Annotated in this window: 13 protein-coding genes; 9 read left to right on the top strand and 4 right to left on the bottom strand. The window is 72.1% G+C overall.

The annotated features are described in order from the left end of the window. Positions 1-65: 65 nt before the first annotated feature. The 3 genes from DSM104329_RS21950 to DSM104329_RS21940 all read right to left on the bottom strand — a co-directional run bounded on the left by DSM104329_RS21950 (position 66) and on the right by DSM104329_RS21940 (position 4,121). The gene (locus DSM104329_RS21950; RefSeq protein ID WP_326924455.1) at positions 66-629 is read right to left on the bottom strand and encodes a DNA-3-methyladenine glycosylase I; all 564 of its coding nucleotides are present in this window, start codon (positions 627-629) and stop codon (positions 66-68) included. A 43-nt stretch (positions 630-672) separates the two neighbouring features. After that, positions 673-1,476, bottom strand: coding sequence for a hypothetical protein (locus DSM104329_RS21945; protein ID WP_259311991.1), 804 nt, complete (start codon positions 1,474-1,476; stop codon positions 673-675). Between the two features lie 65 nt (positions 1,477-1,541). Beyond that, positions 1,542-4,121, bottom strand: a complete 2,580-nt coding sequence (locus tag DSM104329_RS21940) for a lytic murein transglycosylase (RefSeq protein WP_259311990.1) — start codon at positions 4,119-4,121, stop codon at positions 1,542-1,544. 341 nt (positions 4,122-4,462) lie between these two features. Between DSM104329_RS21940 and DSM104329_RS21935 the strand changes: the two genes are divergently transcribed. Then, the gene (locus DSM104329_RS21935) at positions 4,463-4,918 is read left to right on the top strand and encodes a hypothetical protein (protein WP_259311989.1); all 456 of its coding nucleotides are present in this window, start codon (positions 4,463-4,465) and stop codon (positions 4,916-4,918) included. On the opposite strand, the gene DSM104329_RS21930 is transcribed toward DSM104329_RS21935, so the two are convergent. After that, positions 4,902-5,633: a phosphorylase family protein gene (locus tag DSM104329_RS21930; RefSeq protein WP_259311988.1), complete on the bottom strand. Its 732-nt coding sequence runs from the start codon at positions 5,631-5,633 to the stop codon at positions 4,902-4,904. The genes DSM104329_RS21935 and DSM104329_RS21930 overlap by 17 nt on opposite strands. A 39-nt stretch (positions 5,634-5,672) precedes the next feature. Here DSM104329_RS21930 and DSM104329_RS21925 point away from each other — a divergent pair, with 39 nt between their 5' ends. The 8 genes from DSM104329_RS21925 (at position 5,673) to DSM104329_RS21895 (ending at position 12,321) form a co-directional block, all read left to right on the top strand. Continuing rightward, positions 5,673-5,924, top strand: a complete 252-nt coding sequence (locus DSM104329_RS21925; RefSeq protein WP_259311987.1) for a hypothetical protein — start codon at positions 5,673-5,675, stop codon at positions 5,922-5,924. Between the two features lie 51 nt (positions 5,925-5,975). Beyond that, the gene (locus DSM104329_RS21920; RefSeq protein WP_259311986.1) at positions 5,976-6,404 is read left to right on the top strand and encodes an SCP2 sterol-binding domain-containing protein; all 429 of its coding nucleotides are present in this window, start codon (positions 5,976-5,978) and stop codon (positions 6,402-6,404) included. A 213-nt stretch (positions 6,405-6,617) separates the two neighbouring features. After that, entirely contained in the window at positions 6,618-6,719 is a 102-nt protein-coding gene (locus DSM104329_RS29190; RefSeq protein ID WP_407655941.1) for a MerR family DNA-binding transcriptional regulator, read from the top strand. Then, complete coding sequence (locus DSM104329_RS21915) at positions 6,716-6,913, top strand: nucleotidyl cyclase domain-containing protein (RefSeq protein WP_259311985.1); 198 nt, start codon at positions 6,716-6,718, stop codon at positions 6,911-6,913. The genes DSM104329_RS29190 and DSM104329_RS21915 overlap by 4 nt, the downstream gene beginning before the upstream one ends. Then, positions 6,906-7,838, top strand: a complete 933-nt coding sequence (gene tilS, locus DSM104329_RS21910; RefSeq protein ID WP_259311984.1) for a tRNA lysidine(34) synthetase TilS — start codon at positions 6,906-6,908, stop codon at positions 7,836-7,838. Before DSM104329_RS21915 ends, tilS begins: the two co-directional genes overlap by 8 nt. 12 nt (positions 7,839-7,850) lie before the next feature. Further along, the gene (gene hpt, locus DSM104329_RS21905) at positions 7,851-8,378 is read left to right on the top strand and encodes a hypoxanthine phosphoribosyltransferase (RefSeq protein ID WP_259311983.1); all 528 of its coding nucleotides are present in this window, start codon (positions 7,851-7,853) and stop codon (positions 8,376-8,378) included. A 102-nt stretch (positions 8,379-8,480) separates the two neighbouring features. After that, positions 8,481-10,457, top strand: a complete 1,977-nt coding sequence (gene ftsH / locus DSM104329_RS21900) for an ATP-dependent zinc metalloprotease FtsH (RefSeq protein ID WP_259311982.1) — start codon at positions 8,481-8,483, stop codon at positions 10,455-10,457. 43 nt (positions 10,458-10,500) lie between these two features. Further along, positions 10,501-12,321, top strand: coding sequence for an alkaline phosphatase family protein (locus DSM104329_RS21895; protein ID WP_259311981.1), 1,821 nt, complete (start codon positions 10,501-10,503; stop codon positions 12,319-12,321). Positions 12,322-12,370 lie beyond the last annotated feature (49 nt).

Below are 12,370 nucleotides of genomic sequence, written 5' to 3'. Positions count from 1 at the left end.
TCCACTGCCCGGTGGCGCGGCCCGGAAACCGGGGCGGGCGCGGCGGCGGGGGCCTCGGCCGCCGCTCAGCGCGCGGCGCAGCCGGCGAGGTGGTCGTTGACCAGCCCGCAGGCCTGCATCGTCGCGTAGGCGGTGGTCGGCCCGACGAAGACGAAGCCGCGCCGCTTGAGCTCCTTGGCGAGCGCCGCGGACTCCGGCGTGTTCGCCGGGACGTCGGCGAAGGTCCCCGGCGCCGGGCGCGGCGGGGGCGCGAAGGACCAGACCAGATCCGTGAGCGCCCCGTCGAGCGCGGCGGCGGCCTGCGCGTTGCGGATCGCCGCGTCGACCTTCGCCCGGTTGCGCACGATGCCGGCATCGGCGAGCAGGCGCGCGCGGTCCCTCTCGCCGAACGCGGCGACGGCGGGGATGTGGAAGCCGGCGAACGCCGCGCGGAAGCTCTCGCGCTTGCGCAGGATGGTCAGCCACGACAGCCCGGACTGGAACGCTTCCAGGCAGAGGCGTTCGAAGAGGGCGTCGTCGCCGTGCACCGGCCGGCCCCACTCCTCGTCGTGGTAGCGCAGGTAGTCCTCCGTGGACGTGGCCCACGCGCAGCGCGGGCGGCCGTCGGGCCCGTCGACCAGGTCGCTCACCCGTCATCCTCCGTGGTGCCGGCGAACGAGGACCCGCGGGGTCTCATTCGATCCCGCTCGCGGTCCGGGCGCGCAGCGCCGCCTCCAGCCAGCTGAGCACGCGGTCGACGATCTCCTGCTCGGTCGCGTCCAACCCGCCCTCGAGCGCCCGGTGCGCGGCGGCGGCCACCTCCTCGCGCGCGGCGGCCAGCTGGATGAGTCGGGTGGCGAGGTCGCCGCGGTCGCGCCACGGGTCGAGCTCCGACAGGGCCGCCTCCACCGCCACGCGCAGGGTCAGGGCGGCCTCCCGCCAGCGGCCCGCCGCCAGGTCGGCCCGGGCGCGCAGGGCGAGCTCCTCGCAGGCGAGCGCGGCATCGCGGCCGCTGAGCAGTGCGGCGAGGCGCTCCTGCGGACGCAGCGCCGCGGAGCGCCGCCCGCCGGGCACGAGCCCGGAGGCGTCGCCGGACGGTGGCGGCAGCTCGAGCGCGGCGCTGTGGCGGCCGTCGGCCACCTCCTCGCCCGCGCCGTAGCCGACGCGCACCGCCAGCGCCTGGGCGCGGCCGACGTCGCGCGGGGTCGCGTCCGCGGTCGCGATGCGATGGGCCTGGAGCACCCGGTTGAGGGTGACGATCGCCGCGGCGACGTGGGCCTCGTGGTCGGCGCCGTCCAGCCAGCGCTGGGCGGCCGCCTCGCTGTCGAGGGCCGCCGCGTCGATCACGGTCGCCCGCGTCACCGGGACGGCCGCGGGAGCGGGCTGCGGCGCGACCGCCCTGGCCCGGCGCCGGCGCACGAACCGGCGCTGCTGGGCGCCCAGCGTGCCGAGCACGAGGACGTGGCTGGGGTCCTCGCCGGCGTGGGGGCGCAGCACGTAGCGCCCATCGGGCGGTCCCAGCGCCCACGGGAACTCGAACTGCGCGAAGCGGAACTGCCTGGCTATTCCGAGTCGTGGGCGGAGGTCGCCCGCTCGGACGCAGGGACCGTCACCGCGTACTTCGACGGCTGCAAGGACACCGTCGGATTGTCCAGGGAATTGAGGCGATCGATCAACCTGGTCCACTGGCCGGGCTTGAGGACCGAGTCGAACTTCTGCGACGCCGCGATGCCGAGCGGCCGGAACCCGACGTGGATGTGGTCCGCGTGGTCGGGCAGCGACAGCGTGTTGTCGGCGCCCGGGTAGGTCATGAGGCTGATGATCTGGTGCGGCTCCATGACGCCCTGCAGGGTGAGCAGGCGGCGGATCGTGATGTCGGTGATCGACCCGGCGCCCTGGTGGCCGAGGATCGGGATGCCGTTGATCTTCGCGATGTCGACCGCGTCGCCGCTGGAGTGCTCGGAGACGTTGCCCGACGCCGTGAGGTACGAGTGCCCGCAGCGCATGCTGGTCACCGTGGGGCGCAGGCCGGAGGCCGACAGGAACTCGAGCGTGGCGAGGACCCGGCGGTCGACGGCGCCGCTGCGGATGTCGCTCTGGCCGCAGTCGTAGATCTCGACGCGCGGGTCGGTGAGGACGCGCCGCGTGAGCTCGTCCTTGCTCATCAGCAGGACCTGGCCGACGCTCGGGTCGTCGCCGGACCCGGTCAGCGCGTTGCGGCCTTCGGCGCGGTAGATGGCGGTCGACTCGAGCAGCTTCCAGCCGTCGAGGATCGGCTTGGGATCGATGAGCGGCGCGCCGCGGCCCGCCGGGCGGATGGCGAAGGTGACCCGCGGCGAGCGGCCGTCGGCGAGGCGGCCGACGCGGCCGAGGATCGTGCCGCCGATGACGCGCGAGCCGACCCTCAGGCGCTTGAGGACGACGTCCTTGCTCTTGAGCCCGTACACGCCGGCGACGTAGCCCTTGACGGTGGTGAGGCCGCCGAGCGCGCCGCCGCCGTCGAGGATCTGCTCCCGGCCGCCGGCGTCGAGGACGTTGGGCCGCGACGGGTTGGCGAACAGGCGCGCCTTCGTGGCGCCGGTCTGCTTCTTCGCGCTCGGGCGCGTCGGGTTGGCGTGCAGGCGCGTCCTGCCCCGGCGCTGGGCGTCTGCCGTCTGGCGGCCGGCGGTGGCGGGCGCCGTGGGAACCGGATCCTTCGGCTCCTTCGCCGACGCGGCGTCCTGCTCGGGCTTGGCGGCCTTCGCGCCCGACGGGGCGGCCGGGGCCTTCGGCACGGGGTACTCGGTGGAGAGCGACTTCAGGTTCGCGTACGTGTAGACGTTGCCGTAGGCGTCGCGCAGGCGGATGTAGCGGCCCAGGCGCTTGGAGCGGCCCATCGCGACGATCCTGCCGTCCTGGACCGCGACGACGGGGGATCCGGCCTTGGCGAAGATGTCGATGGAGCGCCGGTTGTCCTGGGACTCGACGGGCACCGCGGCGTTCTGGCCGCGCTTGACGCGGCGAAGCGCCTCGCGCTCGGAGATGTCGTCGGCGTAGGCGGCGCGCGCGTGGACCGGGAAGCGTCCCTGGGTGAGGCCGGTGAGCGAGCCGACGAAGTCCGCGGGCAGGCCGCCGAGGAGCCGGGCGCGCAGGACGACGGAGTCGACGTACCAGTCGGCGTGGTTGTAGGCGAAGATCGCCTTGCGCAGGTCGCCGGAGGCGCCGGCCGCCTTGAGGTAGCGCGCCGCGCCGAAGATCGCGTCGACCGGGTTGTACGGGTCCTTGCGGCCGTCGTCGTTGGCGTCGACGCCGTACTGCTTCCACGTCGAGGGCAGGAACTGCATCCAGCCGACCGCGCCGGCGGTGGACACGTTGAGGTTGCGGCCGTAGTCGGTCTCGATCTCGTTGATCGCCGCGAGGACCTCCCAGCGCACGCCGTACTCGATGCCGGCGGCCTGGTAGATGGGCAGGAGGAAGGGTGGGATGCGGAACTTCTCGATGAAGAAGTTCGGGACGCCGATCGGCGCCGGGCCGGGCTCGGCGAGGGTGTAGGTCGGGTTCGCCGGCGTGGGCTCGCCGCCGTCGGCCCGGGGGTCGGTCATGCCGTTGCGGCCCTTCTTCTTCCTGCCCTTCCGGGACTTGGCGTCGGCCTTGGTCTCATCCTCGCGTTGAGCCTTAGGGTCGGACGTCGTGGTCTTCTGCGACTCGCGCTGGGACTTGTCGTCCTTCGCGGCCTTGGGGCCGCGCGCCGGATCGCCGCCGGCCGGCTGCTTGGCGTCGCCGGAGGTGGCCGGCGTCGTGGTGGAGGGAGTCGTGGGCGTCGTCGACGGCGTGGTGGGCGTCGTCGGTGTGGCCGGGGTCGTCTCGGCCGGTGTCGTGGCCTGCGGGGTCGTCTCGGCGGGCGCGGTCGCCGGCGCCTCGGGTGCGGCGGGCGGGCCGCCGATCTCGGAGACCGAGACGATCACGCCGTTGACCCCGGGGATCTGGATCTGGTCGAGCGGCGTGCCGGGCGGCACGTCGACGGTCACGGTGATCTGCTGACCGCCCAGGAGGGTGACCAGGAGCGTGCGCTGCTCGGCGGATGCTGAGCCGGTCGGCAATGCGACGAGCGCCGCCACGAGGGCGACGCCGAACAGCAGAATGAGCAGCTTGCGCCTGATCATGTTCAAGATCGCCGACTCCTCCTCCGGTCACCCGTCGGGGCCGACGACCGCACCAGCGCGCTCGAAGCTAGCACGGGCACGGGACCGACGGCGCAGGACGGTACCCATCTCGATCGGAGGCTGCAACGCGCAACCGCCGTCGAACTTGCGCTGCACAGCGACGAGTTCTTGCGCGCGCGCGTGAGGCGGTGCGGTCGGCCGGCCATCCCACAACAGGCATCGGCGTCCCCAACGGCGGACTGAAGCGTTTGTTCCGGTCGGTTCACGAGATCTTCTCAGCCGAACCCTCCATCTGAGGTCGAGGTCTGTCTCGGGCCGGCCTCCGCGGGTACCCTGTGGGCATGTCCGAAGGCGGCGACGGGATCAAGCAGCGGCTCGGCCGCTCGGGAGAGGACGCGCTGGGCAAGCTCGCCCAGGATCTGCTCGAGAACCCGCTGGTGAGCGGAGCGATCGCGCGGGCGTTCGAGGCGCGCGAGAAGGCCGCGGCGGCCCAGGAGGTCGCGATGGGGGCCCTGAACATCCCCTCGGCGGCCGACGTCGAGCGCCTGACGCGCCGGCTGCGATCGGTGTCCCAGCGGCTCGAGGGCATCGAGGATGGGGTCGACCGCCTCGACGAGCGCCTCGCCACGCTGGCGAACGCGAGCGCCGCGGGCGGCCTGGACACCCGGCTCGGCCACATCGAAGAGGCCCTCGACGCGCTGCGCCGCCAGATCGCCGCGCTGCACGAGGATCTGCCGGACTCCCCGTCGCCGCAGCCGCGCGAGCAGGAGCGCCTGGAGGTCAGCGAGGGCGCGTAGGCCCGGGCCGGCCGCTCCGGGCCATCGCCAGCAGCGCGGCGGCCCCGGCCCGCCCGACCGCCTCGCCTGCGGCCTCGACCGCCTCGTCGTCCATCCGGCGGCGCTCCCCGCCCGCCAGCTCGTCGGTCACCGCGAGCACGCACCCCGCCGCGAGCCCGGTCCTCGCCGCGACCTGGAAGATCGCCGCCGCCTCCATCTCGACCGCGACCGCGTCCCGCGGCGCGTCGAGCTCGCCGCCGTAGAAGACGTCGGTCGTCAGCACCGGGCCGCACACCGCGTCGGGGGCGCCCGCCCGCAGCGCCGCGAGCAGGTCGAGATCGGGGGCCACCCGGGCCCCGGCCCCGAGCGCGCGGCTCGTCCCGTCCCCGGCGAGCGCCTCGGTCGCGACCACGAGGGCGCCGAGCCGGACGTCCGCGCGCAGCGATCCGCACGTCCCGACGCGGACGATCCGCTGTGCGCCGAGCATCGCCAGCTCCGACACCACGATCGCGGCGCTCGGCCCGCCCATGCCCGTCGACTGGATCGTCAACGGCTCGCCGTCGGACGCCGTGCCGCTGTAGCCCCACAGGCCGCGGTGGTGGTTGAACATCAGCGGCGCGTCGAGCAGGAGCGTCGCGAGCTGCAGCGCCCGCCCGGGATCGCCGGGCAGCAGCACGCGCGGCGCGAGCTCGGCCGTCGGGCGCAGGTGGATGGGGTGCGGATGGGGCGCCGCCACGGCGCGCGAGTGTAGAGCCACGATCTAGACTCGCGGCCCATGCCCGATCGCAAGCAGACCCGGGCCGACGCGGTGCGCAGCGCGGTCGACGAGGCGTTCGCCGCGGCCGCCGGTCAGGCCAGCAGCACCCGCGAGCGCGCGCAGGACCTCGTCGGCGACCTCACGCACGCCGCCGGCGGGGTGCGCGGCGCGATCGACGACCTGCGGCCGGCCACGAGCGGCGAGCTGCGTGAGCTGCGTGAACAGCTCGAAGTCCTGTCGGAGCGCATCAGCGCTCTCGAGCGCCGGTAGCCCATCGCGAATGGCGCGCGCACGGATCGCGCGCCGTGAGGAGGAGAGTCCATGGCCACGCCCGAGTTCTCGTCGCCGAAGGAGTTCCGCGAGGTGATGGATCGCGTGTTCACGATGATGAGCGAGGACCCGGAGATGGGTCCGAAGCTGCGTGACGCCGACGTCCCCCAGCGCTTCGACTTCAACGACGTCGACATGGTCATCAACATCCGCGCCGCCCGCGACGGCGAGCAGGGCAACCTCCACTGGGAGTGGACGGACGACATCGACTGGGAGCCGAAGGTCAAGATGGAGATGTCCAGCGAGACGGCGAACAAGTACTTCCAGGGCAAGGAGAACGTCGCGATGGCGATCGCCCGGCGCCGGATCAAGACCGGCGGCGACGTCAAGGCGGCGCTCTCGCTCATCCCGATCACGAAGCCGATCTATGCGCGCTACCACGACATGCTCGTCGAGGAGTACCCGCACCTCGCCGTCTGACCGAGAACCATGCCGTTGACAGGGGTGGATTCGAGGAGTAGACCAAGAAGGACCACGATGGCATCAGCACCGGCGACGACTGTGGAACGCCGGCTGACACCGCGGGCCGTGCCCGCTGGCGGCGGGGCTTCTCGATACGAGGTCCCGCCGTTTTCATGACCGAAGGGCTGACCACCGCCGACATCGCACGCCTGGCCGGGGTCACCCCGAGGGCTGACCACCGCCGACGTCGCACGCCTGGCCGGGGTCACCCCGAGGAGCCTGCGCCGCTGGGTCCGCGACGGGATCGTCGCGGTGCGGGGTACCCGCGCATGACCGAGCCGGAGGGCGACGAGGAGGCGGTCGACGCGGTCGAGCGGCTCATCGAGGCGGTCGAGATGACGCTCCCCGACGACGCGCGCGTGATCAAGACGATCGGCGACGAGGTGATGGCCGTCGGCAGCGACGCGGGCGTGAAGGGCTTCACGGGCCCGACCGAGCTCCTCCTCGCCCCGGTCGCCGATGACTGACCTCGCCGAGCGCGTCCGCGCCGAGGGCCTGCTCACGGCCGGCCGTCCCGTGGTCGTGCTGTTGTCCGGCGGGCGCGACTCCGTGTGCCTGCTCGGCGTGGCCGCCGAGGTCGCGGGAACCGGCGCGGTGGCCGCCCTGCACGTCGACTACGGGCTGAGGCCCGGCTCCGGGGCCGACGCCGAGCTGTGCCGGGACCTGTGCGCCCGGCTCGGCGTGGCGCTCGAGGTCATGGCCGCGCCCCCGGCGCCGGCCGGCGGCGGCAACCTGCAGGCCTGGGCGCGCGACGTCCGCTACCGGCGGGCGGACGAGCTCGCGCAGGACCGCCGCGCCGACGTCGCCGCCGGCCACACCGCGACCGACCAGGCCGAGACGGTCCTCTACCGCCTGGCGTCGTCGCCCGGGCGCCGGGCACTGCTCGGGATGGCCCCGCGCGCCGGCCGGCTCGTGCGCCCGCTGCTCGCCGTCACCCGCGAGGAGACCGCGGCCTGGTGCGAAGCGCGCGGCCTGCCGTGGGTCGAGGACGCCTCGAACACCGATCCGCGCTTCGCCCGCAACCGGGTCCGCGCGGCGCTGGTCCCGGCGCTGAGGGCGGTGCACCCGGCGGCCGAGGCGAACGTCGTGCGCACCGCCGAGCTGCTGCGCGACGAGGCGGCGGTGCTCGACGCGGCGGTCGACGCGGTACTCGACGAGGACGGGTCCGCCATCGCGCTCGCCCGGCTGCGCGGGCTGCCCATCGCGCTCGCGCGGCTCGTCGTCGTGCGCCTGGCCGAGGACGCGGCCGGTGCGCTGGTCCCCCGGGCGGCCTCCCGCACCGAGGAGATCCTGGCCCTCGACCCCGCCCGCACGTGGACCGCGCTCGACATCGGCGACGGCGTGCGCGCTGTCGTCGAGGGCGGCGTGCTGCGGCTGCAGGCCTCGGCATAGACTCCGCCCCGCATGCGCGACGCCCAGATCGGCGAGATCCTCGTCCAGCCCGACCAGCTGCAACGCCGGGTGCAGGAGCTCGGCGCGGAGATCACCGCCGACTACGAGGATCGCAACCCGCTGCTCGTCGGCGTCCTCAAGGGGGCGATCTTCTTCCTGTCGGATCTCATGCGCGAGATCGCCTGCCCGTGCGAGGTCGACTTCATGGCGATCTCGTCCTACGGCTCGTCGACCGCGTCGAGCGGGGTCGTGCGGATCCTCAAGGACCTCGACGCGCCCATCGAGGGCCGCCACGTCCTGATCGTCGAGGACATCGTGGACTCCGGCCTCACGCTGCAGTACCTGATGCGCAACCTCGGCGCCCGCAACCCCGAGTCGCTCGAGGTCTGCGCCCTGCTGACGAAGCCCGATCGTCGCAAGGTCAACCTGCCGATGCGCTACCTCGGCTTCGAGATCGCGGACCGCTTTGCGATCGGCTACGGCCTCGACCACGACGAGCGCTACCGGAACCTTCCGTACGTGGCCGCGTTGGAGGAGTAGGCACCGCCGGTCGGGAATCGCTCATCCGAAGCGGTCAGTCAGCCGAATACAGCTTGGTAGCCTAAGTCCTCCGCCACCCCCCTCGGGAAGCGAATCCCTTACATGAGCAGGTTCTTCAAGAGCGCCGCCTTTCCCATCCTCATCGTGGTGGTGCTCGCGTTCTTCGCCCAGAAGCTGATCAGCCCGGGCACGACCGAGCGCAACACGTCGTTCGCCGACTTCCAGCAGCAGCTGGCCGCGGGCGACATCGCCAAGGCGACGGTCAAGCAGAAGGACAACACCATCGAGGTCGTCCGGCGCGACAAGTCCAAGTACTCCGTGGGCTGGCCGAACGACTACGGCGGCGAGCTGATCAACAGCCTCAGCGAGGCCAAGAAGGCCGGCAAGATCGACGACTTCACGGCGAACGGGACGAAGAGCAACGGCTGGCTGTCGCTGCTCACCTACGTCTTGCCATTCCTGATCTTCATCGGGTTCTGGATATTCCTGATGAACCAGGTCCAGGGCGGCGGCTCGAAGGTGATGTCCTTCGGCAAGTCGCGGGCCAAGCGCATGTCGGTGGACTCGCCGAAGATCACGTTCCGTGATGTGGCGGGCGCCGATGAGGCGGTCGAGGAGCTGCACGAGATCAAGGAGTTCTTGGAGAATCCGAAGAAGTTTCAGGCGTTGGGGGCGCGGATCCCGAAGGGTGTGTTGTTGTATGGGCCTCCGGGGACGGGCAAGACGTTGTTGGCGCGGGCGGTGGCGGGTGAGGCGGGGGTGCCGTTCTTCTCGATCTCGGGCTCGGATTTCGTGGAGATGTTCGTGGGGGTGGGTGCGTCGCGGGTGCGGGATCTGTTTGAGCAGGCCAAGCAGAACTCGCCGTGCATCATCTTCATGGATGAGATCGATGCGGTGGGTCGCCATCGTGGTGCCGGTTTGGGTGGCGGCCACGACGAGCGTGAGCAGACGCTCAACCAGCTGCTGGTCGAGATGGACGGCTTCACGATGACCGACAACATCATCCTGATCGCCGCGACGAACCGGCCGGACATCCTCGACCCGGCGCTGCTGCGTCCGGGGCGGTTTGATCGCCAGATCGTGGTCGATCGTCCGGATCGCAAGGGCCGTTCGAAGATCTTGGAGGTCCATACGCGCGGCAAGCCGTTGGCCAAGGAGATCAACGTCGATGCGCTGGCCGGTCAGACGCCGGGGTTCACGGGGGCGGACCTGGCGAACCTGGTCAATGAGGCGGCGTTGTTGTCGGCGCGGAACGGCAAGCGGGAGATCACCCAGGTTGAGCTCGAAGAGGGGATCATGCGGGTGATCGCGGGGCCGGAGAAGAAGACGCGGGTGATGAGCGAGAAGGAGCGGCTGATCACGGCGTATCACGAGATGGGCCATGCGATCGTCGGTCACGTGCTCGAGTTCGCCGATCCGGTGCACAAGGTGTCGGTCGTCTCGCGTGGTCAGGCGTTGGGGTACACGATCTCGATGCCGCAGGAGGATCGCTTTTTGACGACGCGCGCGGAGTTGCAGGACACGATGGCGATGACGTTGGGGGGTCGCGCGGCGGAGGAGATCGTCTTTGACGAGATCACCACGGGCGCGTCGAACGACCTCGAGAAGGTCACGGCGACGGCCAAGCAGATGGTGATGCGTTTCGGGATGAGCGAGAAGCTCGGCCCGCGCGTGTTCGGTCACGATCATGGCCAGCCGTTCTTGGGGCGCGAGTTCAGCTCGGAGCCGGATTACAGCGACGAGATCGCGCGCGAGATCGACGACGAGATCCGCCGCATCGTGGAATCCGCCCACCAGCGCGCCAAGGACATCCTCCACCAATACCGCGAGCAGCTGACGACGATCTCGGAGATCCTGCTGCGCCGCGAGACCATCGAGCGCGAGGAGTTCATCAAGCTGCTCGACGGCAAGACGGAGGAGGAGGTCTTCGGGCCCGACATGCCGGCCGCGCCGGAGGCTCTGCCGCCCGCGCCGTCGGATCGCCGCGAGGCTCCGCGCCCGCTGCCGCGCCCCGGCTTCGCCGGCGGCACGACCGAGCTGCGCGGCCTCGACCTCCCGGAGAAGCCCGAGCCGGCCTGATCGGGCCTTGCCCGCCGGTCGCTCGTTTCGCTCGAGGACCGCTGTGGCGCTCGCTCATCGCCTCCGTGCCGGCCTGATCGCCGGCGCTGCCGCGCTGGCCGCGGCGGCGTCGCCCGCGCCCGCGCTCGCGGCGACGGCGCCGCCGCCGGACCGCATCCCCGGGCCGCAGATCGCCCCGGAGCCCGCGTCGCGCAGCGACCTGCAGAAGATCAAGCACGTCATCTTCATCGTGCAGGAGAACCGGTCCTTCGACCACTACTTCGGCACGTATCCGGGCGCGGACGGCCTCCCGATGTTCGACGGCGTGCCCACGGCGTGTCTTCCGGACGCGCTGCAGGGCGCCTGCCAGCGGCCGTTTCACAACATCGGGGACGTCAACGGCGGGGGTCCCCACGACCACCGGGCGGCGGTCGGTGACGTCAACGGTGGGGCGATGGACGGCTTCCTCCGCGAGGCGCAGGTCCGGCCCAAGAACTGCCGCCCCGCCGACCTGGGCCTTCCGCGGTGCGCCGTGCAGACCACGCCCGACGTGCTCAGCTGGCACGACGCGCGCGAGATCCCCAACTACTGGGCCTACGCGCAGAACTTTGTCCTGCAGGACCACATGTTCTCGTCGGTGTCCTCGTGGAGCGTGCCGGCGCACCTGGCGATCGTGTCGGGATGGTCAGCCCGCTGCTCGGTGCCCGGCGACTCCGCGAGCTGCGTCAGCGCGCTCAACAGCCCCGAGTCGCCCTCGCGGCAGGTCGTCGGCCAGTACGCGTGGACGGACATCACCTGGCTGCTGTACCGGGCGAACGTGAGCTGGCGCTACTACGTGCTCGCCGGCCGCCAGCCTGATTGCACGGACGGCGACGAGCAGAGCTGCGTGCAGCCCGAGCAGGCGGCATCGAAGCCCAGCGGCTTCAACCCGCTGCCGCTGTTCTCGACCGTCGTCGCCAACGGCCAGCAGGGCAACGTCGTGCCGACGTCGCAGTTCTACACCGCGGCGGCCACCGGGATGCTGCCCGCCGTCTCCTGGCTCGTCCCCAACAGCACGGTGTCGGAGCATCCGCCGTCGTCGGTCGCCGCCGGCCAGGCGTACGTCACGGACCTCATCAACGCGGTGATGCGCGGCCCACAATGGAAGAGCACCGCGATCTTCGTGACGTGGGACGAGTGGGGCGGGTTCTACGACCACGTCAAGCCGCCGTGGATCGACGGCAACGGCTACGGGCCGCGCGTTCCGGGGCTGCTCATCAGCCCCTACGCCCGCCGCGGGGTGGTCGACCGGCAGACCCTGAGCTCCGACGCCTACCTGAAGTTCATCGAGGACGTGTTCCTGCGCGGGCAGCGGCTCGACCCGCGCAACGACGGCCGGTACGACCCACGGCCGACGGTGCGCGAGAACGTCCGCCGGCTCGGCGACCTCAGCCGCGAGTTCGACTTCACCCAGAAGACGCGCGGCCCGCTCCTGCTCGATGAGCATCCGCCTCCGGGGCCGGCGGCCGCGCTCGCGGCGACGCTGGACGCCGACCCGGCCGTCCGCCGGGTGGGCAACGCGGACGTGGTGGGCGTGACCATCGGCTGCAACGACCGCTGCACGGTCACGCCGGCGGCGATCACCAACGGCGAGCAGATCGGGCTGCGCGAGCACCGGCTCGAGGTCGAGGCGGGGGAGACCCGGCGCTTCACCCTGCGGATGAGCCCCAGCCGGATCGCCCAGCTCCAGCGCGGGCGGGCGCGCCACATCCGCCTGCGGCTGGTGTTCGACAGCCGCATCGGGCCGCAGCGGGTCCTCAAGCGGACGGTCGCCCTGCCGCCGCCGCCGAAGCCGAAGCCGAAGAAGACGAAGCGTGCCGCCGGGCATCGACCGTCGAGTTCCTGAGCCGGAGGCGCAGGAACTCGACGCTCGACGCGCCGGGGCGGCCGCCCCG

It is taken from the genome of Capillimicrobium parvum, from assembly GCF_021172045.1.
In the GTDB taxonomy this organism is placed as follows: domain Bacteria; phylum Actinomycetota; class Thermoleophilia; order Solirubrobacterales; family Solirubrobacteraceae; genus Capillimicrobium; species Capillimicrobium parvum.
This window is presented reverse-complemented; position numbering and strand designations above follow the sequence as displayed.